We start from the raw sequence: 24,651 nt of genomic DNA, 5'->3' as shown, positions 1-24,651 counted from the left end.
AGCGTCTCTTGATTGACGCGCCCGAGCCGCGGGCATAGCAGGAACAGGTTCACCGCCCGCAGGGGCGCTCTAGGGGCCTGAAACCGCCATGACCTATGTCGTCACCGATGCCTGCATCCGCTGCAAGTATATGGATTGCGTCGAGGTTTGCCCGGTCGACTGCTTCTACGAGGGCGAGAACATGCTCGTCATCAACCCCAACGAGTGCATCGATTGCGGCGTGTGCGAGCCCGAATGCCCGGCGGAGGCGATCCTGCCCGACACGGAGAGCGGCCTCGAGCAGTGGCTCGAGCTCAACAACACCTTCTCCGCGCAATGGCCCAACGTCACGCGCAATGCAGGGCAGACCCCGGCCGACGCCGACGAGATGAAAGGCGTCGAGGGCAAGTACGAGAAGTTCTTCTCGCCGGAGCCCGGCGCGGGAGATTGATTGGCTGCTCGTTCCGGATCCGGCCTGATGACCAATCCGGATAGCGCTATCGACAACGCTATCTGACGCGGCGCAGCATCCGGAATCCCGCGGATTCCGGGGTGGTAATTTTATTTCATCTGTGTTAAACAGCGCGCCGGACGCGAGGATTCGCGTTTCGGTACTGGAGACCGTTGTTGATTTGCCCCGAAGCGGCGTTCTTGCCCCGGTAACCGCACCGGGCGGACGACGCAATCCCAAAGGGGCCACGTTGATTAGAAAGGCTTCCCCCACATGGCTGCCAAGGCGCTGTCCTTCGATGTCGGCGATTATGTCGTTTACCCCAAGCACGGCGTTGGCCGTGTGATCGAACTCCAGAAGTCGGAAATCGCGGGCATGCAGCTCGAGCTGTACGTTCTGCGCTTCGAGAAAGAGAAGATGACGCTCCGCGTGCCGACCAACAAGGCCGAGAGCGTCGGCATGCGCAAGCTGTCGAGCGACAAGACGCTCAAGGAAGCGCTCGACACGCTCAAGGGCAAGCCCAAGGTCAAGCGCACCATGTGGTCGCGCCGCGCGCAGGAGTATGAGGCGAAGATCAACTCGGGCGACCTGGTGTCGATCGCCGAGGTAGTCCGCGACCTGTTCCGCGCCGACGACCAGCCCGAGCAGAGCTATTCGGAGCGCCAGATCTTCGAGGCCGCCGCCTCGCGTCTCGCGCGCGAGCTCGCCGCGATGGAGCAGATCGACGAGAAGGCCGCGCTCGAGAAGCTGCTCGACATCCTGCGCGCCGCCGCGGCGATCTACAACAAGGACAAGGCGCCCGCCTGACGCGGCGTCACGTCGAACCGAAAGGGGCGGCCGTGAGGTCGCCCCTTTTTGTTTGCGCCGCGCGTCGTCTGGTGTATTATTATCGCAATACACATAGGAGAGTCGCGATGAAGCTCGCCCTTGCCATCACTGCCGCCGTCCTCCCGCTCGCCGCGTGCAATTTCGCCAACGGCATGAGCGGCGACGTCGTCCAGCCCAGCGGATCGGGCGGCACCCGCACCTTCGAGGTCGCCGGCTTCACCGGCGTGTCGCTGAGCGGCGCCGACGATGTCGAAGTGAAGACCGGCACCAGCTTCGCAGTCACCGCACAGGGTGACAGCGCACTGCTCGACCGGCTCGAGATCCGCAAGGACGGCGATACGCTGCGCATCGGCCGCAAGGACGGCGACTGGAAATGGGGCGGCGACCAGGGTGCGAAGATCACCGTCACCCTGCCCCGGCTGACCAGCGCCAGCGTCGCCGGATCGGGCGACATGACGGTCGACCGCGCGCAGGGCGATTTCGACGGATCCATCGCCGGATCGGGCAATCTCAGCATCGCCCAGCTCACCGGCGGCAAGGCCGATCTGTCGGTCGCCGGCTCCGGCGACCTGCGCATCGCGGCGGGCCAGGCGAGCGCGATCGACGCCTCGATCGCCGGGTCGGGCGACATCGATGCGCCCGCGCTGAAGGCTGCGCGCGGGGACCTTTCGATCGCGGGATCCGGCAACATCCGCGCGCAGGTGACGGGCGAGGCCGATATCTCGATCGTCGGATCGGGCAATGTCGAGCTCACCGGCGGGGCCAAATGCTCGGTCAGCAAGATGGGCTCGGGCGACGCGCGCTGTAGTTGACCGCTTCTTGCCCGCTCCCACCCGGCCACCCATAGATGCACTTGCGTTGGGTAGCCGAGTGGGGGAGCGGACTGGTGGCGTCTGCCGGCATGACCGGATGCGCTTGCGCATGCCGGGCGATTGATGCGATCCACCGGCGATGCGCATCGCCCTGCTGATCCCGTTCGCCCTGCTCGCCGCCGGGGCATCTGCTCCCGACGAGCGCCGCGTGATGCTCACCGGCTTCGACCGGCTTCGCATCGACGGCCCGTTCGACGTGCGCGTGATCGCGGGATCGCCCTCCGCCACCATCACCGGCGATCGCCGCGCGATCGAGCGGGTCAGCATCCGCAATCGGGGCGACACGCTCGTCGTCGGGGTCAGCACCGCGACCTGGGACGGATGGCGCGAGAAGGAGGGGCAGGCTGCCGTCACCGTCGCTGTTCCGCGCCTGCGCGCCGCGCACATCAATGGCGGCGGCAGGCTGGAGATCGCCGGCATCGCGGGTCAGCGCATCGATCTCGGCATCAATGGCGCCGGGTCGCTGACCGTGCGCAGCGTCGCCGCCGATCAGCTCGCCGCCACGCTCACCGGCACCGGGCTTCTCCGGCTCGATGCCGGCACCGCGCGCAACGCGCGCTTCACCTCCTACGGCGCCGGCTCGATCGAGGCGGCGGGTGTCGCGGTCAACGACCTGACCGTCCATTCGCAAAGCGCGGGCAACAGCCGCTTCACCGCGCGCTTCACCGCGACCGTCTCGGCGCTCGGCACCGGATCGGTGCGGGTCGAGGGCACCGCCGCCTGTCGCCTCGCCGGCCCCGGCCCGGCCAGCTGCGCAAGCAAGAGCGAGCGCCCCTACGCCCCTAGGGTGTCCTGAATTCAGCTCAGGTGGAGGCGAAAAGCGTGATTATCGAGCACCGGAGCGCAGCGTACTAAAGGTACGTGAGCACGGGAGCGCAGAGAATCGCGCTTTGCAGCCCCGCATGGGCTGAATTCAGGACACCCTAGGCCGCGATCGGGAAGCGCAGCAGGCGATCCTCCAGCGCCACCAGCGCTTGTGCGCCACGTCCTACCGCGCGCACGATCTCGGGGTGGTGCGCGTCCAGCCCGCCGGTCAAGGCCCCGAAGGCAGGCAGGATCAGCTTGGCCGGGCTGGCGACGAAGCAGCGCCGCGCCACCTGCCGCCCGCGCAGCCGCACGCGCAACTTGGGGTGGAAATGCCCCGAAAGCTCCGGCCGCAGCTCGCCCGGATCGGCTTCGTGGCGCAGCAGCAGCCCGTCGACCTCAGCTTCTTCGACGATCTCGCCGCCGCAATGATCGGCAAGCGCCGCATCATGATTGCCGGTGATCCACACCCAGCGCAGCGCCCCCGTCAGCGCAGTCAGCGCCGCGCGCGCCGCATCGGGCAGCCGCTCGCATCCCGCCGAATCGTGGAAGCTGTCGCCAAGGCACCATAGCTCGATCGCCTGCGTCCGCTCGACCAGCGCGGCCAGCGCGGCCAGCGTCGCGATCGAATCATAGGGTGGGAGCATCTGGCCGCCCGCGGCGAACCAGCTCGCCTTCTCGAAATGCAGGTCGGCGACGATCAGCGCGCAGCGCGCCGGCCAGTACAGCGCGCCCTCGGTCAGCGCGCGAAACTCCTGGCCGGCGAACGAAAAGGGAACCATGGAGTCCGCTATCGCCGCACCGGGCGGCCAGGTCAATCGAGCCGGGTGCCGGTCCTCCCCGCACGCGGCAGCAGGAAGCGCACCTTGCGGTCGGGGAAGTCGATCTCGACCCGCCGGAAACCGCGCAGCGCATCCATGCCCAGCATCAGGGCGGGGCGATCAGCAAGATCGAAGCGGACGAAGGGCGGAATGTCCGCGAACGCTACCGGCAACTCGCGCAGGATGATGCCACCCAGCTCGACCCGGTGCGCGACGTGATAGTTGGCGGTCAGCTTCTCCCCGGTGACGCTCGTCAATACGATCGGTCCCTTGAGGCGGGTCCGGCGCAGCTTTCGCTGCAACGCCAGATTGCCCATGCTGATCTGCGACCCGGTATCGAGCACCACCGTGACCCGGGCCCCCTCGAACGACGCCTCGGTGACGATGAGCTGCCCCATCCGGTTCTTGGCGGTGATGACGATCTCGTCGGAGAAGGTCGGGCGCGGTGTGAACTTGCCGCCCGCCCGGCGCGAGCGACGCATCGTGATCTGCTCCTTGTCGAAATCGATCGACACCATGTGCGTGCGCAACTGCTGGATCCCGAGCAACCCGTGCGCGCCCATGTGCGCGGCTTCCAGCGCCGGCGCATTGAACGCCTGTGCGTCGCGCACCGGCCCCATCGTCAGCGAGGGGACGACCACCGTCGGCACCTTGGTGCTGCCGGTCATCGTGGTCAGCGTGATCTGCGGCCCGGGCGAGAGTTTCAGCGTTCCCGCGAGCTGCCGCGAGACCACCGAGCGTTCGGCGCCCGTGTCGATGATGAAGGGTTGCGGAGGGCTTCCGTTGATCGAGACCGGCACCGTCATCCGGTTCGCAACTGCGCCCAGCGCCAGCGTGCCGCTCGCATCATCCGCTGCGGGTGCGGCGGGAGCCGCCGGCGCCGCAGTCTCCTGTGTCGCCGCAGGGGCCGCGGCGAGCGCGATCAGCAGAGGCGTCAACAGGCGAAGCTGCATAGCTTGCGCATGATACGCCTGTTCATGCTGCGCAGCAATTGCGATTGATCGAAGCGGATCGGCGGTCAGTCGATCCGCATCGCCTCCGCCGCCAGCGCCTCGGCCTCGATCAGCATTGCATCCTCCGCCGCGCCCTGCGCGACGCTTTCCCGCCCGATCATGATCAGCACCGGCACCGCCATCGGGCTGACGCGCTCCAGGTCGACATGCTCGAGTCGGTCCGCCGCCGTATCGAGCAGATGCGCCAAGCGCCCGACATCGGTCATCCGCGTCCGCGCGTCAGCCCACGCCGCCTTGAGCAGCAGGTGATCGGGCTCGTATTTGCGCAGCACGTCGTAGATCAGGTCGGTCGAGAAGGTGACCTGGCGCCCGGTCTTCTTCTTGCCCGGCTGCTGCCGCTCGACCAGCCCACCGATGATCGCCACCTCGCGGAACGCGCGCTTGAGCAACGCCGAGCCCTGCACCCAGTCGACGAACTCATGCTCGAGGATATCGGGCGAGAAGAGCGGCGCCGGGTTCTCGATCTTCTCCAGGCCGTACACGGCCAGCGCATAGTCGTTGGCGACGAACCCCACCGGCTTCAGCCCCAGCGCCTCCATCCGCCGCGTCACCAGCATGCCGAGCGACTGGTGCGCGTTCCATCCCTCGAAGCTGTACACCACCATGTGGTGCCGCCCCTCGTGCGGGAAGGTCTCGACCAGCAGCCTGCCCGGCGCGGGCAGCCGCGAGCGATAGGCCTGCACCTCGAGCCACTCGCGCACGTCCGTCGGAAAGCGCGCCCATTCCGCCGGGTCGGCGAAGAAGCGCCGCACCCGCGCCGCGAGCGTCGAGGTGATCGCCAGCCGCGCGCCCATGTACGAGACGAAGCGCGCATTCTTCGCCGTCGCGCGCACGATGATGTCGGTCAGCTCGACTCGCTCGACCTCCAGCGCCATGCCGGCAAAGGTGAAGGTATCGCCAGGCGAGAGCGACGCGCCGAACGCCTCCTCGACCTTGCCCAGCCGCCGCCCGTTCCGGAATCGCACCTCCAGCATCGGCGCCTCGACGATGATCCCGGCATTGAGCCGATGCTGCGCAACGAAGGCGGGTTTGGTCACGCGCCAGAGGCCGTCCCGGTCGCGCGTCAGCCGCTTGAACCGGTCATAGGCGCGCAGCGCATAGCCGCCATCGGCGATGAAGTTGAGCACGCGCTCGAACGTCTCCTCGGTGAGCCCGGAATAGGGCAGCGCCCCCTGCACCTCGCGCAGCAAATCCGCAGCATCGAATGGCGCCGCGCACGCCACCCCCATCACATGCTGCGCCAGCACGTCGAGCGCGCCGGGGCGGAAGATGTCGGGATCGAGCTCGCCTTCCTCCACCGCATCCAATGCCGCCCGCGCCTCGAGATATTCGAAGCGGTTGCCCGGCACGAGCACCGCCTCGCTCGGCTCGTCGAGCCGATGGTTGGCGCGCCCGATCCGCTGCAGCAGCCGCGACGATCCCTTGGGCGCGCCCATCTGGATCACGCAATCGACATCGCCCCAGTCGACGCCGAGGTCGAGGCTCGCGGTCGCCACCAGCGCACGCAGCCGCCCGTCGGCCATCGCCTGCTCCGCCCGCCGCCGCGCCTCGAGGCTGAGGCTCCCGTGATGCACGCCGATCGGCAGCTTGAGCTCATTCACCTTCCACAGATTCTGGAAGACCAGCTCGGCGAGGCCGCGCGTATTGCAGAACACGATCGTCGTGTTGTGCGTCTCGATCTCCGCCATCACCTGCGGGATCGCATAGATGCCCGAATGGCCCGACCAGGGCACGCGCCCCTCGGGCAGCAGGATCGCGATGTCGGGATCGGCGCCCTTCTCCCCCGTCACCAGCTCGACCGAGTCGATGTCACCATGCGGCGCCAGCCACGCGCGATAGCCGTCCGGGTCCGCCACCGTCGCCGACAGCGCCACGCGCCGCATCCCCGGCGCCAGCGTCTGCAGCCGCGCCAGCGCCAGCGCCAGCAAGTCGCCGCGCTTGCCGGTGGCGAAGGCATGCACCTCGTCGACCACCACCGTCCTGAGCCCGGCGAACATCAGGAAGCTGTCCTCATAGGATAGCAGCAGGCTCAGCGATTCCGGCGTGGTCAGCAGGATCTGCGGCGGCCGCGCGCGCTGGCGCATTTTCCGATCGTGCGGCGTGTCGCCCGTCCGCGTCTCGACCCGGATGTCGAGCCCCATCTCGTCGATCGGGGTGAGCAGGTTGCGCTGCACGTCCACCGCGAGCGCTTTCAACGGCGAGATGTACAGCGTGTGCAGCCCCTCAGCCGGTTCCTCGATCAGCTCGCTCAGCGTCGGCAGGAATCCCGCCAGCGTCTTGCCCGCCCCGGTCGCCGCGACCAGCAGCGCATGCCGCCCCGCGCGCCCCGCCGCCAGCATGTCGAGCTGATGCCGCCGCGGCGCCCATCCGCGCGACGCGAACCACTCGTTCAGTTGCCGGGGGAGTCCGCCGCTATCCACGCCCGCGTCTTAGCGCACGCTCACGGCTCGCGCAGCGTGTCCTCGGCGTTCTGCGCGTCATAATTGCGCCGTGTCGCTTCCTCGGTCTGCTCTTTCTGCCGCTTGCTGGTACGGTTGTTGAGGATCGCCCACAGCAGCACCGCCGCCAGCACGATCGGGCCAATGATCACCATCACGCCCTGCAAACTCGCCAAGTCGAACGTCATCTCGTCACCTCTCGGCGCATCAACGAAGCCGCCCGCGCTTCGATCCGGCTGGAACCTTCGCGGGTTCCGGCCATATTGCCCTTATGGCGCTCGGCAGCTGGATCACGCCGCATCCCGAAGGCATCCATGTCCCCGCCGCGGACATCTGGATCGATCCGTCGCAGCCCAAGCCCCGCGCCTTCGTCACCCACGGCCATGCCGATCACGCGCGCGGCGGGCATGGCGAGGTGTGGGCGACGCCCGAGACGCTGGCGATCATGGCGGCACGCTACGGCCCGCAGGCCGGCCGTCCGGTCGCCTATGGCGAGACGGTGAAGCTCGACGGAATCGAGATCGGCTTCGTCCCCGCCGGCCATGTCCTCGGCTCAGCCCAGATCGTGCTCGACCACCGTGGCGAGCGCATCGTCGTCTCGGGCGACTACAAGCGCCGCCCCGATCCCACCTGCGAGCCCTTCCGCCCGGTCAAGTGCGACGTGTTCGTGACCGAAGCGACCTTCGCGCTTCCCGTGTTCCGCCACCCCGAGACCAGCGACGAGATCGACAAATTGCTCGCCGCGCTGCGCGCCGAGCCCGAGCGCTGCGTCCTCGTCGGCGCCTATGCGCTGGGCAAGGCGCAGCGCGTCATCGCCGAGCTGCGCCAAATGGGCTTCGACGATCCGATCTACATTCATGGCGCGCTGCAGCGCCTGTGCGACCTCTATGCCGAGTACGGCGTCCAGCTCGGCGAGCTGCGCCCCGCCACCGGCGTGCCCAGGAAGGAGCTTCAGGGCCGCATCATCCTCTGCCCGCCCGGCGCGCTCAACGACCGCTGGTCGCGCCGCCTGCCCGATCCGGTCACTGCGATGGCGAGCGGCTGGATGCGCGTTCGCCAGCGCGCGCGGCAGCGCAATGTCGAGCTGCCGCTGATCCTCTCCGACCATGCCGACTGGGACGAGCTCACCCGCACTCTGCGCGAGATCGCCCCGCGCGAGGTCTGGGTCACGCACGGCCGCGAGGACGCGCTGGTCCACTGGTGCCGCGAGCACCAGATCAAGGCGCGCGCTCTGGAGCTCGCGGGCTATGAGGACGAGGACGACTGATCCGCACCGGCGCGCGCCGGGGGCAGCCGCCGCTCAGGGGCAGGAACCGGTGTCGATGTTGTAATAGGGAGTCACGATGCCCATCGTCGTGGTCTCGCCGTTGCACAGATCCGTGATCCGCCCGACCACCACGGTCTTGGTCGCGTCGCTGTAATAGGTAATCTTGGTATAATACCACGACTGCGAAGCAGCGGCGGCGGGGCCCGCCAGCAGGGACAGCGCGAGAACGGCAAATCCGACCTTCTTCATCACGGCCTCCTCTCCGATCTTGGGTTTCGCTTGTTACCATGCGCATGAGGATGAGGTGCATCTATTAGGTCGTGAATGGACTTAACCGTGCGAACGCGCGCCGCCCGGTCGCGTGACCGGCAGCCATCGCGCGTCGCGCGCGGCCGTGATAGCAACCGGCCGTGACCCTCGCCGCCTATACCCTCGCCGCGCTTGCCGAGATCGCCGGCTGCTTCGCCTTCTGGGCATGGCTGCGGCTTGGCAAGTCGATCTGGTGGACGCTCCCTGGCACTGCCTCGCTGATCCTGTTCGCCTGGGCGCTCACCCTGGTCGAGACCGGCCATGCCGGCCGCGCCTATGCCGCCTATGGCGGCGTGTACATCACCGCCGCGATCCTGTGGCTGTGGGCGGTCGAGGGCGCGCGGCCCGACCGCTGGGATCTGATCGGCGGCGCGGTCGCGCTCGCCGGCACCGCGATCATCCTGTTCGGCCCGAGGAGCGCCAGTGCCTGACATCCGCAGCATCGTCATTCTCACCGGCGCGGGCGTCTCGGCCGAGAGCGGGGTCGCCACCTTCCGCGGCCCGGGCGGCCTGTGGGAAGGGCACCGCGTCGAGGATGTCTGCACGCCGGAGGCGCTCGCCCGCGACCCCGAGCTGGTCCACCGCTTCTACGACGAGCGCCGCGCCAAGCTCGCCACCGTCGAGCCCAACGCCGCGCATGCAGCTCTCGCCCGGCTCGATGCGCAATGGCCGGGCGAATTCCTGCTGGTCACCCAGAATGTCGATGACCTGCACGAGCGCGCGGGCTCCAGGCGCCTGATCCACATGCATGGCGAGCTCAAGTCCGCGCTCTGCGCCGAATGCGACGCGCGCGCGCCCTGGACCGATTCGCTCCCGCCCCGCACGCGCTGTGCGGCATGCGGCGCGCCGTCGCTACGCCCCGACATCGTCTTCTTCGGCGAGATGCCTTACCGGATGGAGGCGATCGATGCGGCGATTTCGCGCGCCGACCTGTTCGTGTCGATCGGCACCTCGGGCGCGGTCTATCCCGCCGCGGGCTTCGTGCGCACCGCGCGCTACCATGGCGCCGACACGCTCAAGCTCAACCTCGACCGCTCGGAGGGCAGCACGTGGTTCACGGAATCGCGCCGCGGCCCGGCGGGCACGCTGGTGCCGGAATGGGTGGATTCGCTGCTCGAGCGATTCACCTAATCCTCCCCCGCCAGGGGGAGGTGGCGCCGAAGGCGACGGAGGGGGAGGATAGCGACTTCCCCGCTCCTCTAGCGCACCGCTTCCGCCCCCTCCGTCACGCTGCGCGTGCCCCCTCCCCCTGGCGAGGGAGGATAGTTGCCTCAGCCGTCAATCGACCCAGTCCAGCCCGATCTCGCGATACAGGCTACGATCCTCCTCCCAGTCGGGCCGCACCTTGACGTGCAGATACAGGTGCACCTTGACGCCCAGCAGCTTGATCAGCTCGGCGCGCGCGGCCGCTCCGATCTGCTTGATCTTCGCTCCGCCCTTGCCCAGCACGATCGCGCGCTGGCTCTCGCGGCCGACCAGAATCTGCTGATAGATCTCCACCGACCCGTCCTCGCGTTCCTTATACTGCTCGGTCTCGATCGCGGTGGCATAGGGCAGCTCGGCATGGAGCTGGTGATAGAGCTGCTCGCGCGTGATCTCGGCTGCGAGCATGCGGTCGGTCGCGTCGGACACCTGGTCCTCGGGGAAATGCCACGGCCCCTCGGGCATCTTCGCCGCGAGCGCCGCCTTGAGCTCCGCCACGCCATCGCCGGTGGTCGCCGAGACGAAGAAGGTCTCATCGAACACCACCAGCTCGTTGAGCGTCGCGGCATGCCCCAGCAGGCGCGGCTTGTCCGCGATATCGACCTTGTTGAGGATCAGCAGCTTCCGCTCGCGCCGCCCCTTCAGCCCCTCGGCCACGCTACGCACCTTCGGCCCGATCCCGCCCTTGCCGTCGACCACCAGGGCGATCAGGTCGGCGCCCTCCGACCCTTCCCACGCCGCCGCGACCATCGCCCGATCGAGCCGTCGCGCCGGATCGAAGATGCCCGGCGTGTCGACCAGCAACAGCTGCGCGTCGCCCTCGATCGCGATCCCCATCAGCCGCGCGCGCGTCGTCTGCGCCTTGGGGCTGACGATCGCCACCTTCTGCCCGACCAGCGCGTTCACCAGCGTCGACTTGCCCGCATTGGGCGCGCCGACCACGGCGATCAGGCCGCAGCGCTGGCTCATGCCGGGATATCCGAAAATGGTTCACGCGAAGGCGCGAAGGCGCGAAGGGAAGGTTGGTTCACGCGGAGACGCGGAGACGCGGAGTGGGCGTATTGCCCGGCGGCGTAAGCCGCTCTGTCAAACGGACAATGCTTGGCGAGCGATGGGAGATGAGGGCCGCTGGCGCGGCAAGCGCCAATCTCCGCGTCTCCGCGCCTTCGCGTGAGCAAAGCCGTCTTCGCGCCTTCGCGCCTTCGCGTGAATCTCATTTTTGCAGCACCTCCAGCAATGCCGCCGCCGCCGCGGTCTCGGCTTCCTGCTTCGAGCTGCCCTCGCCATCGGCTTCGGCGAGCTTGCCGATCTTCGCCAGCACCTTGAAGCGCGGCGCATGCCCCGGACCCGAGCGCTCGACCAGCGCATATTCGGGCGGGCGGCGGTTGTTCGCCGCGGCCCATTCCTGCAGCGCCGATTTGGGATGCTTGGGCGCCGAAGCCTGCGCATCGATCCGGCTGTCCCACAGCCGCCGCACCAGTGCCCTGGCCGCATCGAACCCGCGCTCGACGAAGCACGCGCCGATCAGCGCCTCCATCACGTCGCCCAGCACATTGTCGCTCGACGCCGCGCCGTCGTCGCGCGCCTGCTTGCCGAGCCGCAGATAAGCGGGCACGCCGATCTCGCGCGCCACCTCGGCGCACACCTGCCCGGTCACCAGCGAGTTGAAGCGGCGCGAGAGCTTGCCCTCGGGCTCGTCGGGAAAGCGCGCATACAGCCATTCGGCGATCGTCAGCCCCAGCACCCGGTCGCCCAGGAACTCCAGCCGCTCGTAATTGACCGCGCCCTGGCTGCCGTGCGTCAGCGCGCGCTCATAGCCGGCAAGATCGCTTGGCGGGCTGCCCAGCACCCCCGCCAGCCAGTCCGCCAGCTTCTCGCTCAAAAGCCTTCCCCGATCCGGCTCCAGCGCGCCGCGCTGAACCAGGTCCACGGCAGCAGCCACTGCGCGCCGCCATCGGTCGACCAGAAGCTGACCACTGCCTTGCCCTGGAGGTTCGCCATCGGCACGAAGCGGATGCCCTGACCCTCGGGCGGCTGCGGGAAGCGGCTGTCAGCCGAATCATCCCGATTGTCGCCCATCAGGAACACATGGCCGGCCGGCACGGTGAACAGCTCGGTATCGTCGGCGTCGGAGCGATAGCCCTCGTCGAGCACTTCATAGCTCTTCCCGTTCGGCAGCGTCTCCCGGAAGCGTGGGATGCGGCAGAGCTGCGTGCCGTTCGGCCCCGGCTCGACGAAATCGGGGTTGCACCCGCCCTGAACGCCCATCCCCTCGACCGGGAAATTCGGGCTGATCGGCAGCACGAAATCGGCGATGCGCTGCTTGGGGATCGCCTGGCCGTTGAGGATCAGCTGGCCGCCGCGCATCTGCACCGTATCGCCGGGCAGGCCGATCACGCGCTTGATCCAGTCGGTGTCGTTGCCGGGCGGCGCCTTGAACACCACCACGTCGCCGCGCGTCGGGTCCTCGGCGAAGATGCGGCCCGGGATCAGCGGCAGGCTCCACGGCAGCGAATGCTTGGAATAGCCGTAATTCCATTTGGTGATGAACAGATAGTCGCCGACCAGCAGCCGCGGCAGCATCGAGCCAGACGGGATGCTGAAGGGCGCGAAGATGAAGCTGCGCACCACGAACACCAGGATCGCGAGCTTGACCAGAAAGCTCAGCGTGTCGCGCCATTCGGAGCGCGGCTTGGGGGTGTGGGCGGGCTTGGTGCCGGAATCGGTCGGGGCGGTATCGTCCATGTCGCTGCTCTGCGCGGGCCATGTGGCAGCGTCAAGGCGGTGGAGCGTGTCATCGCATCTGGCGATGCCCGGAATGGCACGCTACATGCGCCGCGGATTGAACAGGAGACAGGCAGTGAGCACCCCCGACTGGACCGCGATCGAACGCCTGCCCCGCACCCCGCTGACCGATCTGTTCGCCGCCGACAAGGAGCGGCTGGCGATGCTCACCGCCGATGTCGCGGGCATCCATTTCGATTTCTCCAAGACCCATCTCGACGCGGCCGCGCTCGACGCCTTCACCGCGCTCGCCAAGGCCGCCGGCCTCGCTGCCAGGCGCGACGCGCTGTTCGCGGGCGAGCCGGTCAACGTCACCGAAGGCCGCGCCGCCGAGCACAGCGCCGAGCGCGGCGAGGGATCGGACGACAGCGTCGCCCGCGCCGCCGCCTTCCACGCCCGCATGCGCGGCCTGATCGATGCGATCGAGGCCGAGGCGCTCGGGCCGGTCCGCCATATCCTGCACATCGGCATCGGCGGCTCGGCGCTGGGGCCGGAGCTGCTGATCGACGCGCTGGGACGTGAGGGCGGGCGCTACGACGTCGCGATCGTCTCCAATGTCGATGGCTGCGCGCTCGAGGAGGCGATCGCCGATTTCGACCCGCACGCCACGCTGATCGCGGTCGCGTCCAAGACCTTCACCACCACCGAGACTTTGCTCAATGCCGAGAGCGCGCTCGACTGGATGCGCGAGCATGGCGTCGAGGATCCCTATGGCCGCGTGATCGCGCTCACCGCCGCGCCCGACAAGGCGATCGAATGGGGCGTGGACGAGACGCGCGTCCTCCCCTTCGCCGAGAGCGTCGGCGGCCGCTACTCCTTGTGGTCGTCGATCGGTTTCCCCGCCGCGCTGGCGCTGGGCTGGGACGCGTTCGAGGCGCTGCTCGAGGGCGCGGCCGAGATGGACCGCCATTTCCGCCTGACCGACCTCAAGAGCAACGCCCCGGTCCTCGCCGCCTTTGCCGACCTCTATTACACCCAAAATCGCGGCTGCGAGACGCGGGCCACGTTCGCCTATGACGAGCGGCTGCGCCTGCTCCCGCCCTACCTCCAGCAGCTCGAGATGGAATCGAACGGCAAGGGCGTCACCGCCGACGGCCAGCCCGTCGGCCGCCCGACCGCGCCGATCACCTGGGGCGGGGTCGGCACCGATGCGCAGCACGCGGTGTTCCAGCTGCTCCACCAGGGCACCCGCCTCGTGCCCGTAGAGTTCGTCGCGGTGATCGAGCCGGGCGACGACCTTGCCGAGGATCATCATCGCCAGCTGCTGATCAACGCCTTCGCGCAGGGCGCGGCGCTGATGGCCGGCCGCGCCAATGCCGATCCCGCGCGCGCCTATCCCGGCGACCGCCCCTCCACGACGATTCTGCTCGACGAGCTCGATCCGCGCACGCTGGGCGCGCTGATCGCCTTCTACGAGCAGCGCACCTTCGTCAGCGCCGCGCTGCTCGACATCAACCCGTTCGACCAGTTCGGCGTCGAGCTGGGCAAGGAAATGGCAAAGGCCGCGGACAAGGGCGGGCAGGATTTCGACCCGTCGACCGACGACCTGATCCGGCGCGCGTTCGGATGAATGCCATATCCTCCCCCGCCAGGGGGAGGTGGCGCCGAAGGCGACGGAGGGGGCGGAAGCACATCACTCAAATGTCTGGCATCCGCCCCCTCCGTCAGCTGCGCTGACACCTCCCCTGGCGAGAAGAATAATCTTGGCGCTACGCCACCTCCACCTCGCGCATCACCAGCGCCGAGATATAGTCCTCCAGCCGCACCTCCCCGCGCACCGGATCGTCCGGAAAATCCGGATCGTCCACCGTCGCCCCGGTCATCCGCGCATAGCTCTCCGCCGCGGGAGTGGAGAAGCCGATTGCCTTGAACGCCGGCACCCATTGCTCGCGCGGCATGGTCTCGACGCGCACGCTCCGTCCGAGCGCCGCGGCGAAGGCGTTGGCGACGTCCTGCGGGGTGTAGCGCTCCGGGCCTTCGACGAAGAAGATGCCGGTGCGCTCGTCCATCATCAGTGCCGCGGCGTGCCTGCCCAGATCCTCGGGCGCGACCATCGGCAGCTCGAAATCCGGCTCGAACATCGTCCGCAGCACGCCGTCCTCGCGTACCTCCTCCAGATTGGCCGCCCAGTTGCTGAAATAATAGGCGCCGCGGTTGACCGCGAACGGGATCGGCTGCTCGGCCAGTCCCCGCTCCAGCTCCCACAGCGTATTGAGATCGCCGCAGCGATCCCCGGGCTGCGCGCCATAGGTCGACTCGGCGACCAGCTTCTCCAGCCCCGACCCTTCCGCAGCGGTCAGGATCGCCTCGACCGTGCGGCGCTCCTGCGCGTCGGTATCTGTGTTCGGCGCCGCCGGCGGGTTGAGCAGGAAGGCGCGCTTGCCGGTGCAGAGCACATCGGTGAGCGCGCGCACGTCGAGGATGTCGGCGATCGCGACCGCGGCGCCTTTCTCCTCCCACGCCTGGGCTTTCGCGGGGTCGTGGCTGACGATCGTCACGGGCTCTCCCGCGGCAAGCAATGCCCGCGCCACCGCCGATCCGACATGGCCGGTCCCCCCAAGGATGATGTGCATGGCAATTCTCCTTGTCGCAGCGAACAACGCCCGGCGCCCCGCACGGCTCCGTTGGCAATGCCGCCCCGCGCGCCTATCTGCGGCTGCGGCGCGATGAGCGGGAGCATGGAATGAGCGACTTCGACTACGACCTCTTCGTCATCGGCGCAGGCTCCGGGGGCGTGCGCGCCAGCCGCGTCGCCGCCGCGCACGGCGCGAGGGTCGCGATCGCCGAGGAATATCGCGTCGGCGGCACCTGCGTGATCCGCGGCTGCGTGCCCAAGAAGCTGCTCGTCTATGGCGCGCATTTCGCCGAGGATCTGAAGGACGCGCGCCGCTTCGGCTGGAACGTGCCCGATTGCGACTTCGACTGGCCGACCCTGCGCGACAATGTCCTTGCCGAGGTCGACCGGCTCAACAAGGCCTATACCAGCACGCTCGACAGCCATGGGGTCGAGATCGTCCATGAGCGCGCCACCGTCTCCGGCCCCAATGAGGTCACGCTCGCGAGCGGGCGCACGATCACCGCCGGCAAGATCCTGATCGCGACCGGCGCGCGCCCCGATGTCCCGCATTGCCCGGGCAGCGAGCATGGCATCACCTCGAACGAGGTGTTCCACCTCGACGCGCTGCCCCGGCGCGTGCTGATCGCCGGCGCGGGCTATATCGCCAACGAGTTCGCCGGGATCTTCAACGAGTTCGGCAGCAAAGTCACCCTCATCAACCGCACCGACGTGATCCTGCGCGGCTATGACGAGCAGATCCGCGACCGGCTGCTCCAGATCAGCATGACCAAGGGCATCGACTTCCGCTTCCACGCCGAATTCCGCGGCATCGAGAAGCAGCCCGACGGCAGCCTCAAGGTCAGCATGACCAACCATGAGGATCTCGAGGTCGATTGCGTGCTCTTCGCCACAGGCCGCGTGCCCAATACCGAGGGGCTGGGCCTCGCCGAAGCCGGGGTCGAGCTTGACGCCAAGGGCGCGGTGGTGGTCGGCGCCGACAACAAGTCGTCGGTCGAGTCGATCTACGCCGTGGGCGACGTCACCAACCGCGTCCAGCTGACCCCTGTTGCGATCCGCGAGGGACAGGCCTTCGCCGACACCGTGTTTGGCGGCAAGCCGATAACGGTCGATTACGACTGCATCCCCGCCGCGGTGTTCAGCCATCCGCCGATCGCCGGGGTCGGCCTTACCGAGGGGCAGGCCAAGCAGAAATACGGCTCGGTCCGCGTCTATACCTCGGACTTCCGCGCTATGAAGAACGTGCTGGCGGGCCGCAACGAGCGCGCGCTCTACAAGATGGTGTGCGAGGCGGATTCGGGGAGGGTGCTCGGCCTCCACATGATCGGCCCCGACGCGCCCGAGATCCTCCAGGCCGCCGCGGTGGCGGTGAAGGCCGGGCTGACCAAGGCCGATTTCGACCAGACGGTCGCGCTGCACCCGTCGATGGCGGAAGAGCTGGTGCTGATGAAGTAAGCCCTCCTCCCCAGCGCAAGGTCCTTCGAGGACCCTCGATCCTCCCCCGCCAGGGGGAGGTGGCAGCCCCGGACTTGTTCCGGGGCTGACGGAGGGGGAGGATTCCAGAACTGGCGTTGAGGAGTTCTCCCCCTCCGTCGCCTTCGGCGCCACCTCCCCCTGGCGGGGGAGGATCAGGTCGAACGGTTCCTACGTCCCCTCGCGCAGCAGCCGGTCGGACTCGTCGTCCAGCCCTTCCCCGCCGCCGGTGCGCAGGCTCACCACGCGCGTCGCGCTCACGTCCATCGCGACATTGCCCAGCGTGCGGAACAGGTCGGGGATCGTCTCGACCGCCACCAGCAGCCCGAGCATCGGGATCGGCACCCCCATCGCGGTCGCGATCGGCGCGATCGAGCTGACGAAGCTGATCGTGCCGGGCAGCCCCACCGCCCCCATCGTCGTGATCGCCGCGACCACCCAGCCCGCGGCGAGCTGGCTCGGCCCGAGCTCGATGCCGAGCAGGTGAGCGACATAGATCGCGACGGCAAAGTTCATCGCCGGCCCGGTCCAGCGGAAGATCGCCACCGCGATCGGCAGCGCCACACCCGAATGCGCCGCGGGCACGCCCAGGGTCTCGGTTGCCTTGAGCATCGCCGGCAGGCTGGCGAGCGAGGATTGGGTCGAGAACGCCACCGCCTGCGACGGCGCCACCGCGCGGATGTAGCGCATCGGCGAGACCCGGCCCGCGATCACCGCGAACGGCGCCGCGAGCAACCACATCACCAGCCCCACCCCGCACAGGATCGCGACATAGTGGAGCAGCGCCCCGAACGCCGCCGTCCCGGCCCGCGCACCGACCATATAGGCAAGCGCCGCGACGCCGATCGGCCCGAGCCACAGCACCCAGTTGATCACCACCAGCATGGTGTTGCCGAGCGCCTCGAAGAAGCGCGTCAGCGTCTCGCGCTGGTCCTTGGGCAGCCGCGTCAGCGCGAAGGCGAACACGGTGGTGAACAGGATCAGCGGCAGGAACGCATCATTCGCCGCCGAGGTCACCGGGTTGGACGGCACCATCGCGATGATGAAGTCGACGAAGGGCGGGATCGTGCCGATCTCGGGCGTCTTCTGCGCCAGCGCGCCCTGCAGCGCCTGCGCCGAGCTCGAGGCGAGCGGGAACAGGTCGAGATAGAGGACCGTCAGCGCGCCGCCGAGCGCCGACGAGATCCATAGCAGCACGATGAAGGTCGCGAAGGCGCGTCCCGCGAGCCGCCCCGCCCGTGCCTTCTCCGCCGTGGCCGAGATGCCGGTGATCAGCAGCGAGACGACCAGCGGGATGATCGTCATCTGCAGCGCGTGCAACCAGATCGTGCCCACCGGCGCGATCCAGTCGGCGGCGACCAGCGCGCGCGCGGGCGCCGTCGCTGCGGCCCCGACGCCGATCACCAGCGCGGTGACCAGCGCGATCAGGATGCGCACCGGCTGCGCGCGGTTCGACGGCCCCAGCACGATGCGGACCAGAGCGAGGAAGATACGGAAGATCAGCGACATGCTCGCCCTTGAGAGAAAGCGGCGCTATCACCGCAGGAATTGGCTTGTATCGACCAAGGTCGCAAAGCGGACGGATATGGCAAGGAAATATTTCGGCACCGACGGAATTCGCGGCAAGACCAATGTCGCACCGATGACCGCGGCGATGGCGATGCAGGTCGGCATGGCGGCGGGCGCACACTTTCGCCGCGGCGACCACAAGCACCGCGTGGTGATCGGCAAGGACACGCGCCTGTCGGGCTATATGATCGAGAATGCGCTGGTCGCGGGCTTCACCAGCGTCGGCATGGACGTGGTTCTGGTCGGCCCGATGCCCACCCCGGCGGTGGCGATGCTCACCCATTCGATGCGCGCCGACATGGGCGTGATGATCTCGGCCAGCCACAATCCCTATGCCGACAACGGCATCAAGCTGTTCGGCCCCGACGGCTACAAATTGTCCGACGCCGACGAGCTCGCGATCGAGGCGCTGATCGACGGCCAGATCCCGCTCGCCCCGGCCCCCGACATCGGCCGCGCCAAGCGCATCGAGGATGCGCGGGGCCGCTACATCCACTTCGCCAAGTCGACCTTTCCCGTGGACCTGCGGCTCGACGGGCTCAAGGTCGTGGTCGATTGCGCCAACGGCGCCGCCTATCAGGTCGCCCCCTCGGCGCTGTGGGAGCTGGGGGCGGAGGTCGTCGCGATCGGCGTCAATCCCAACGGCAAGAACATCAACGACCAGGTCGGCTCCACCGCGCCGCTCACCCTGTGCGAGACGGTGGTTGCCGCGGGCGCGCATATCGGCATCGCGCTCGACGGCGACGCGGACCGGCTGATCGTGGCCGACGAGCGCGGCGAGATCGTCGATGGCGATCAGCTGATGGCGACGATCGCCGGCGGCTGGGCGCGCCAGGGACGGCTCAAGGGCGGCGGGCTGGTCGCCACGGTCATGTCCAATCTCGGGCTCGAGCGGCATCTCGCCGCGCAGGGCCTCGGCCTCGTCCGCACCGGGGTGGGCGACCGCTATGTGCTCGAGGCGATGCGCGCCTCGGGCTACAATGTCGGCGGCGAGCAGTCGGGCCACATCATCCTGTCGGACTATGCCACCACCGGCGACGGCCTGGTCGCCGCGCTTCAGGTGCTGGCCGAGCTGGTCCGCGCCGGCGCCCCAGCGAGCGAGGTGCTCCACCGCTTCGATCCGCTGCCGCAATTGCTCAAGAATGTCCGCTTTTCGGGCGGCAAGCCGCTCGAGAACGATAGGGTCAAGGACGTCATCGCCGCCGCCCAGGCCGAGCTCGACGGCACCGGCCGCGTCCTCATCCGCGCCTCGGGCACCGAGCCGGTGATCCGCGTGATGGCGGAGGGCGAGGACCCGAAGCAGGTCGAGGCGGTGGTCGACCGCATCTGCGACGCGGTGCGCAAGGCGGCGGCCTGATGCTCGAAATGCGCCCCGACTGCGAACGCTGCGGCACCGGCCTGCCCGCCGATCAGGGCGGCGCGTTCATCTGCTCGTTCGAATGCACCTTCTGCGCCGAATGTGCGGACGCGATGGACGAGGTCTGCCCCAATTGCGGCGGCGAGCTGCTCGATCGCCCCGCGCGGGTGGGCGATGCGCTCAAGCGCAACCCGGCCAGCACGCAGCGCTATTACAAGGGCTAGCAGAATCCTCCCCCGCCAGGGGGAGGTGGTGCCGCAGGCGACGGAGGGGGAGGACGCCCCGACGCTCGTTCCGGCAACCGCCACTCCGTCAGCCTGCGGCTGACACCTCCCCCTGGCGAGGGAGGATATGTTCAGGAGCGCCGTCGTCGAAGCTCAATCCGCCGCGACCGGGATCGGGCTGCCGTCCTTGAGCTGGCGGATCACCACCAAAGTCTGGAAGGTGCGCACCCGCTCGTTGACCAGGAACAGCCGCCTCACCGTGTCGTCATAGCTTTCCATGTCGCGCGCGATCATCTTGACCGCGACGTCGAAGTCGCCGGTCACGTTCCACGCCTCGATCACCTCGGGCTCGGCGCGCAGCTGCGCCATCATCGCGTCCATCGTCCGCGTGTCCTCGCGCTCCAGCGTCACGAGCACGATCATCGACAGGGGCCAGCCCAATGTCTTCGGGCGCACCACCGCCACCTCGCGCTCGATCGCCCCGCTCGCGCGCAGCCGCCGCATCCGGCGGTAGCAGGCCGGCACCGACAGCCCAACCGCCTCCGCGATCGCCGCCACCGGCCGCTGCGCATCCTGCTGCATCAGCTCGAGTAGCTTGAGGTCGAACTTGTCGAGCGCGTCATTTCGCATCGCGAACATTCATCCGATCGATAAAAATCATCGAGATTACGTCAAAATCGAGCGCCTTTGTCAAAGCCGGACGGTAGATTCGCCGCGATACCGTTCTTGCTTCGAGACCCGAAATGACCGCCCTTGCTTCCCGGCCGGCGCCCGCGCGCGCCGACGTCCTCGCGCTGCTCGCACTATTCGCCGCGATGATCTCGGTCGGGGCGGGCGCGTCCTTCGCCAAGACGCTGTTCCCCTCGGTCGGGCCGGAGGGCGCCACCACGCTGCGCCTGATCATCGGCGCGATCATCCTCTCGGCGATCTTCCGCCCGTGGCGGCTGCAATGGCGCGGCGGCTGGCGCTCGCTCGCCGGCTATGGCGTCGTCCTCGGTGTCATGAACCTGACCTTCTACAAGGCGCTCACCTTCATCCCGCTCGGCATCGCCATCGCGATCGAGTTCATCGGGCCGCTCTCGGTCGCGGTGCTGACCTCGCGGCGCAGGGCGGACCTGGTCTGGGTCGGCCTCGCCATTGCCGGCCTGCTCCTGCTGCTGCCGCTCCGGGGCGGCGTGGCGACGCTCGACTGGCGCGGTATCGTGCTCGCGTTCGTCGCGGGCGTCTGCTGGGCGGCCTATATCCTGCTCGGCAAGCGCGCGGGCGAGGCGCATGGCGCCGGCGCGGTGGCGGGCGGCATGATCGTCGCCGCGCTGGTCGCGGCCCCGGTGGGCATCGCGCATGCCGGCACGGCGCTGCTCCGGCCGGAGATCCTGGCGCTCGGCATCGCCGTAGGCATCGCGTCGAGCGCGATTCCCTTCGCGCTCGAGATGATCGCGCTGCACCGCCTGCCCTCGAACACCTTCAGCACCCTGCTCAGCGCCGAGCCTGCGGTCGGCGCGATGGTCGGCTTCCTCCTGCTGGGCGAGATCCTGTCGCCGCTCCAGTGGCTGGCGATCCTGCTGATCGTCTGCGCATCGGTCGGCGCCGCGCTGGGCGCCAGGGCGATTCCGGCGCGGCATTCCGAGCCTGCGCCGCTATAAGCCGCGCACCGCCACCGAACCGAAAGCCAGCCGCGATGTACCGTCCACCCGCTTTTCGCGAGGATCGCCCCGCGCTTCTCCACGCCGCGATCCGGGCGCACCCGCTCGCGACCCTGGTCACCCACGGCCCCTCCGGCCTCACCGCCAACCTCGTCCCGTTCACGCTGGTGGAAGGCGCCCCTGCCCTGCTCCGCGCGCATCTGGCCAAGGCCAATCCGCAGCTCGCCGATCTGCGCGCGGGCGGCGAGGCACTGGTGATCTTCCAGGGCCCGCAGGCCTATGTCACGCCCGCCTGGTATCCCTCCAAGCAGGAACATGGGAAGGTCGTGCCGACGTGGAACTACATCCTCGTCCAGGCGCACGGGCGGTCGCAGGTGATCGACGACACGGCTTGGCTCCGCGCGCAGATCGATGCGCTGACCGCGCAGCAGGAGGCGGGCCGGGCGGAGCCATGGGCCGTTTCCGACGCGCCGCCCGAGTTCGTCGCCGCGCAGCTCAAGGGCATATCGGGCGTGGAGATCGCGATCGACCGCATCGAGGGCAAATGGAAGGCGAGCCAGAACCAGCCCGCGGCCAACCGCGAGGGCGTCCTCGCCGGATTGCGCGCGCTCGATCCCGCCTCGCCGATGGCCGCGGCGATGGAGCGCTAGCGCCTGGTTCCGCAAAGCTGAACCGGTTGCGGCACCGCGATTCAGCGCAGCTGAATCCGACTCCGGGCGCATCGATCGCGCAGAACTTCCCTATACCCCCGGCCTGTGCAATGGCGGGCCCATGCCCTGTCTTGCTTCCCTCCGGATCGCATGAGCATCCCGCGCATCCTGATCATCGCCGGCTCCGATTCGGGCGGCGGCGCGGGCATCCAGGCGGACATCAAGACCGTCACCATGCTCGGCGGCCACGCCATGACCGCGATCGCCGCGATCACCGCGCAGAACACGCTCGGCGTTACCGCCGTCCACCCGGTCCCGGTCGATATGGTGCTGGCCCAGATCGACGCCGTCGTCTCCGACATCGGCGTCGACGCGGTGAAGATAGGCATGATCGGCTCGGCTGAGATCGCCCATGCCGTCGCCGGCCGGCTCGAGGCACTGCCCGGGGTGCCCGTGGTGTTCGATCCCGTGATGATCGCCACCAGCGGCTCCGTGCTGGCGGATGACGCGACGATCGCCGCCTTCGAGCGGCTGATGGGTCTTGCCGCAGTGGTGACGCCGAACACGCCCGAGCTGACCGTCCTGTCAGGGCAATCCTTTACCGAGGAGATGGGGCAGGCGGGGGCTGCGGAAAGGGTCATGCACCGCACGGGCTGCCCCGCCGTTCTCGCCAAAGGCGGCCATCTCATCTGGGAGGGCCGCATCCATGGGACCGATGAGTCCGGCACCCCGTTCTCCTATGAGAACAAGGATCGCGTGTTCGATTGCCTCTATCAGTTGAACGCAGGGGCTTGGTCCGAGCATCTATGGGACTCGCCGCGCCTCGATACGCGCCACACCCACGGCACGGGCTGCACGCTCGCCAGCGGTGTCGCCACGGGTCTGGCAGCGGGCCTGCCGCTGGACGAAGCGGTTGGTCGGTCCATCGCTTTCGTGAGGAAGGCACTTGCCGCTGCGCCGGCACTCGGCGAAGGCCATGGCCCGATCGGCCACACGCTGGGCGTCGTGCCGTTCGATGAGATCGAGGGCTGACGATGCCTGACCTCCGCTACGAGACCCGCCACGCGATCCGCGGCCCCGTCGCCGGGGTGGACGAGGCCGGGCGCGGCCCGCTCGCCGGGCCCGTGGTCGCCGCCGCGGTGATCCTCGACCCCGCCTGCGTTCCCGAAGGCATCGACGATTCGAAAGCGCTCACCGCCGCGAAGCGCGCCGCCCTCCACGACGCGATCCTTGGCTGCGCGCGCGTCGGGATCGGCGTCTGCACGGTCGAGGAGATCGACAGCCTCAACATCTTCTGGGCGACGATGCTGGCGATGACCCGCGCGGTCGCCGCGCTCGACCTCAAGCCCGCCTTCGTGCTGGTCGACGGCAATCGCTGCCCCGACTGGGAGCACGCATCCGAAGCGGTGGTCGGCGGCGATGCCCTCTGCCTGTCGATCGCCGCCGCCTCGATCGTCGCCAAGCACCGCCGCGACTGCATGATGACCGAGCTCGACGCCCTTCACCCCGGCTATGGCTGGGCGAGCAACAAGGGCTATGCCGCCGAGGCCCACAGGCAAGCGCTGCGCATCCTCGGCCCCACCCCCCACCACCGCCGCAGCTTCGCGCCGGTGGCGCAGGCGGAACTCGATTTCGGCCCGGCGGTTGGGGTGTGATCGTTTGAAGCGGCACCGGCCCGCTCCCCCACCCGGCCACCCATATCATACTGCCGTTGGGTGGCCGGGTGGGGATCATCGGGTCGGCCATGCCCCCGGCATGGCCTGAACAGCGTGGGACGCTGTTCACCCGAATGATGGCCGGTGCGGCCAACCGCAAAGGACTCCTGCATGGAAACCCAACAGCTCCACCGCGGCCGCCTGATCGATCATATCCAGCTCGTCGTCGCCGATCTGGAGGCGTGCCGCCGCTTCTACACCGCCGTGTTCGACACGCTCGGCATCCCGATCGCGGGCAGCGGCGACGATTATCTCTGGGCGGACGAATTGTTCATCTCGACCGCCGACAGCGATGCGGCCGCGGGCAAGCTCACCGGCTATCACCATCTCGCCTTCCAGGCCGCCGACCGCGCGATGGTCGATCGCTTCTACGAGACCGGCCTTGCCGCGGGCGGCACCGACAATGGCGCGCCGGGCGAGCGGCCCTACCACCCCGGCTATTACGGCGCCTTCCTGCTCGATCCGGCAGGCAACAATATCGAGGCGGTCTATCACGGCGAGGCGAAGAAGAGCGCCGATTCGGTCATGGTCGAGTTCGAGATGTAGCCGCTTATCCTCCCCCGCCAGGGGGAAGGTGGCAGGCGCAGCCTGGCGGAGGGGGAGGAAGCAATGACGGGTGTGAGGAGTCCTCCCCCTCCGTCGCCTTCGGCGCCACCTCCCCTGGCGGGGGAGGATT

27 protein-coding genes are annotated in these 24,651 nt (G+C 68.6%); 16 read left to right on the top strand and 11 right to left on the bottom strand.

Going from position 1 to position 24,651, the window contains the following annotated elements; genetic code table 11:
• Nucleotides 1-88 precede the first annotated feature (88 nt).
• From fdxA to VGD28_RS15390, 4 genes are all read left to right on the top strand, one after another.
• Nucleotides 89-430 carry a ferredoxin FdxA gene (gene fdxA, locus VGD28_RS15405; protein WP_331029238.1) on the top strand — a complete coding sequence of 114 codons (342 nt, stop codon included), beginning with the start codon at nt 89-91 and terminating at the stop codon, nt 428-430.
• A 273-nt stretch (nt 431-703) separates the two neighbouring features.
• A complete protein-coding gene (locus tag VGD28_RS15400; protein WP_066578977.1) occupies nt 704-1,237 on the top strand; it encodes a CarD family transcriptional regulator in 534 nt (177 codons plus the stop codon).
• A gap of 107 nt (nt 1,238-1,344) precedes the next feature.
• The gene (locus tag VGD28_RS15395; RefSeq protein WP_331029237.1) at nt 1,345-2,070 is read left to right on the top strand and encodes a head GIN domain-containing protein; all 726 of its coding nucleotides are present in this window, start codon (nt 1,345-1,347) and stop codon (nt 2,068-2,070) included.
• 139 nt (nt 2,071-2,209) lie between these two features.
• The gene (locus VGD28_RS15390; protein WP_331029236.1) at nt 2,210-2,926 is read left to right on the top strand and encodes a head GIN domain-containing protein; all 717 of its coding nucleotides are present in this window, start codon (nt 2,210-2,212) and stop codon (nt 2,924-2,926) included.
• Between the two features lie 127 nt (nt 2,927-3,053).
• Here VGD28_RS15390 and pdeM read toward each other — a convergent pair whose 3' ends face one another.
• The 4 genes from pdeM to VGD28_RS15370 form a co-directional block, all read right to left on the bottom strand.
• Complete coding sequence (gene pdeM / locus VGD28_RS15385) at nt 3,054-3,716, bottom strand: ligase-associated DNA damage response endonuclease PdeM (RefSeq protein WP_331029235.1); 663 nt, start codon at nt 3,714-3,716, stop codon at nt 3,054-3,056.
• A gap of 32 nt (nt 3,717-3,748) precedes the next feature.
• Nucleotides 3,749-4,708 (bottom strand): retroviral-like aspartic protease family protein, encoded by a 960-nt coding sequence (locus VGD28_RS15380; protein WP_331029234.1) that lies wholly within the window; start codon nt 4,706-4,708, stop codon nt 3,749-3,751.
• 65 nt (nt 4,709-4,773) lie between these two features.
• A complete protein-coding gene (locus VGD28_RS15375; protein ID WP_414714510.1) occupies nt 4,774-7,161 on the bottom strand; it encodes a ligase-associated DNA damage response DEXH box helicase in 2,388 nt (795 codons plus the stop codon).
• 47 nt (nt 7,162-7,208) lie between these two features.
• Nucleotides 7,209-7,394 carry a hypothetical protein gene (locus VGD28_RS15370; protein WP_331029232.1) on the bottom strand — a complete coding sequence of 62 codons (186 nt, stop codon included), beginning with the start codon at nt 7,392-7,394 and terminating at the stop codon, nt 7,209-7,211.
• A gap of 83 nt (nt 7,395-7,477) precedes the next feature.
• On the opposite strand from VGD28_RS15370, the gene VGD28_RS15365 reads away from it, so the two are divergent.
• Entirely contained in the window at nt 7,478-8,473 is a 996-nt protein-coding gene (locus VGD28_RS15365; RefSeq protein ID WP_331029231.1) for a ligase-associated DNA damage response exonuclease, read from the top strand.
• A gap of 33 nt (nt 8,474-8,506) precedes the next feature.
• Here VGD28_RS15365 and VGD28_RS15360 read toward each other — a convergent pair whose 3' ends face one another.
• Nucleotides 8,507-8,722, bottom strand: coding sequence for a DUF6289 family protein (locus tag VGD28_RS15360; protein WP_331029230.1), 216 nt, complete (start codon nt 8,720-8,722; stop codon nt 8,507-8,509).
• Nucleotides 8,723-8,883: 161 nt separating this feature from the next.
• Between VGD28_RS15360 and VGD28_RS15355 the strand changes: the two genes are divergently transcribed.
• Entirely contained in the window at nt 8,884-9,213 is a 330-nt protein-coding gene (locus VGD28_RS15355) for a YnfA family protein (RefSeq protein WP_331029229.1), read from the top strand.
• Nucleotides 9,206-9,913, top strand: coding sequence for an NAD-dependent deacylase (locus tag VGD28_RS15350; protein ID WP_331029228.1), 708 nt, complete (start codon nt 9,206-9,208; stop codon nt 9,911-9,913). The genes VGD28_RS15355 and VGD28_RS15350 overlap by 8 nt, the downstream gene beginning before the upstream one ends.
• A 147-nt stretch (nt 9,914-10,060) precedes the next feature.
• Here VGD28_RS15350 and era read toward each other — a convergent pair whose 3' ends face one another.
• The 3 genes from era to lepB form a co-directional block, all read right to left on the bottom strand.
• Nucleotides 10,061-10,954 (bottom strand): GTPase Era, encoded by an 894-nt coding sequence (gene era / locus VGD28_RS15345; RefSeq protein ID WP_331029227.1) that lies wholly within the window; start codon nt 10,952-10,954, stop codon nt 10,061-10,063.
• Between the two features lie 244 nt (nt 10,955-11,198).
• Nucleotides 11,199-11,867: a ribonuclease III gene (gene rnc / locus VGD28_RS15340; protein WP_331029226.1), complete on the bottom strand. Its 669-nt coding sequence runs from the start codon at nt 11,865-11,867 to the stop codon at nt 11,199-11,201.
• The gene (gene lepB, locus VGD28_RS15335) at nt 11,864-12,730 is read right to left on the bottom strand and encodes a signal peptidase I (protein WP_331029225.1); all 867 of its coding nucleotides are present in this window, start codon (nt 12,728-12,730) and stop codon (nt 11,864-11,866) included. The genes rnc and lepB overlap by 4 nt, the downstream gene beginning before the upstream one ends.
• Before the next feature lie 85 nt (nt 12,731-12,815).
• On the opposite strand from lepB, the gene pgi reads away from it, so the two are divergent.
• Nucleotides 12,816-14,339, top strand: a complete 1,524-nt coding sequence (gene pgi, locus VGD28_RS15330) for a glucose-6-phosphate isomerase (protein ID WP_331029245.1) — start codon at nt 12,816-12,818, stop codon at nt 14,337-14,339.
• A 139-nt stretch (nt 14,340-14,478) separates the two neighbouring features.
• Here pgi and VGD28_RS15325 read toward each other — a convergent pair whose 3' ends face one another.
• Nucleotides 14,479-15,342 (bottom strand): NAD(P)H-binding protein, encoded by an 864-nt coding sequence (locus VGD28_RS15325; protein ID WP_331029224.1) that lies wholly within the window; start codon nt 15,340-15,342, stop codon nt 14,479-14,481.
• 110 nt (nt 15,343-15,452) lie between these two features.
• On the opposite strand from VGD28_RS15325, the gene gorA reads away from it, so the two are divergent.
• On the top strand, nt 15,453-16,799 hold the full coding sequence (gene gorA / locus VGD28_RS15320; protein ID WP_331029223.1) for a glutathione-disulfide reductase: 1,347 nt from the start codon (nt 15,453-15,455) through the stop codon (nt 16,797-16,799).
• Nucleotides 16,800-16,988: 189 nt separating this feature from the next.
• Here the strand turns inward: gorA and VGD28_RS15315 are convergent, their stop codons facing one another.
• Entirely contained in the window at nt 16,989-18,326 is a 1,338-nt protein-coding gene (locus VGD28_RS15315; protein ID WP_331029222.1) for a dicarboxylate/amino acid:cation symporter, read from the bottom strand.
• Nucleotides 18,327-18,402: 76 nt separating this feature from the next.
• Between VGD28_RS15315 and glmM the strand changes: the two genes are divergently transcribed.
• Nucleotides 18,403-19,743, top strand: a complete 1,341-nt coding sequence (glmM, locus tag VGD28_RS15310; protein WP_331029221.1) for a phosphoglucosamine mutase — start codon at nt 18,403-18,405, stop codon at nt 19,741-19,743.
• Entirely contained in the window at nt 19,743-19,967 is a 225-nt protein-coding gene (locus VGD28_RS15305) for a DUF1272 domain-containing protein (protein WP_331029220.1), read from the top strand. Before glmM ends, VGD28_RS15305 begins: the two co-directional genes overlap by 1 nt.
• Before the next feature lie 153 nt (nt 19,968-20,120).
• On the opposite strand, the gene VGD28_RS15300 is transcribed toward VGD28_RS15305, so the two are convergent.
• The gene (locus VGD28_RS15300; RefSeq protein WP_331029219.1) at nt 20,121-20,606 is read right to left on the bottom strand and encodes an Lrp/AsnC family transcriptional regulator; all 486 of its coding nucleotides are present in this window, start codon (nt 20,604-20,606) and stop codon (nt 20,121-20,123) included.
• A gap of 104 nt (nt 20,607-20,710) precedes the next feature.
• On the opposite strand from VGD28_RS15300, the gene VGD28_RS15295 reads away from it, so the two are divergent.
• The 5 genes from VGD28_RS15295 (at nt 20,711) to VGD28_RS15275 (ending at nt 24,521) form a co-directional block, all read left to right on the top strand.
• Complete coding sequence (locus VGD28_RS15295; RefSeq protein WP_331029218.1) at nt 20,711-21,610, top strand: EamA family transporter; 900 nt, start codon at nt 20,711-20,713, stop codon at nt 21,608-21,610.
• A 35-nt stretch (nt 21,611-21,645) separates the two neighbouring features.
• Nucleotides 21,646-22,260: an FMN-binding negative transcriptional regulator gene (locus VGD28_RS15290; RefSeq protein ID WP_331029217.1), complete on the top strand. Its 615-nt coding sequence runs from the start codon at nt 21,646-21,648 to the stop codon at nt 22,258-22,260.
• A gap of 150 nt (nt 22,261-22,410) precedes the next feature.
• Nucleotides 22,411-23,292 (top strand): bifunctional hydroxymethylpyrimidine kinase/phosphomethylpyrimidine kinase, encoded by an 882-nt coding sequence (thiD, locus tag VGD28_RS15285; protein ID WP_331029216.1) that lies wholly within the window; start codon nt 22,411-22,413, stop codon nt 23,290-23,292.
• 2 nt (nt 23,293-23,294) lie between these two features.
• On the top strand, nt 23,295-23,915 hold the full coding sequence (locus tag VGD28_RS15280; RefSeq protein ID WP_331029215.1) for a ribonuclease HII: 621 nt from the start codon (nt 23,295-23,297) through the stop codon (nt 23,913-23,915).
• A 171-nt stretch (nt 23,916-24,086) separates the two neighbouring features.
• Nucleotides 24,087-24,521, top strand: a complete 435-nt coding sequence (locus VGD28_RS15275) for a VOC family protein (RefSeq protein WP_331029214.1) — start codon at nt 24,087-24,089, stop codon at nt 24,519-24,521.
• Nucleotides 24,522-24,651: the final 130 nt, after the last annotated feature.

This window comes from Sphingomonas sp. (genome assembly GCF_036402235.1).
GTDB lineage: Bacteria > Pseudomonadota > Alphaproteobacteria > Sphingomonadales > Sphingomonadaceae > Sphingomonas.
The sequence above is the reverse complement of the archived record's forward strand: the minus strand, read 5'-3'. Positions and strand labels throughout refer to the sequence as shown.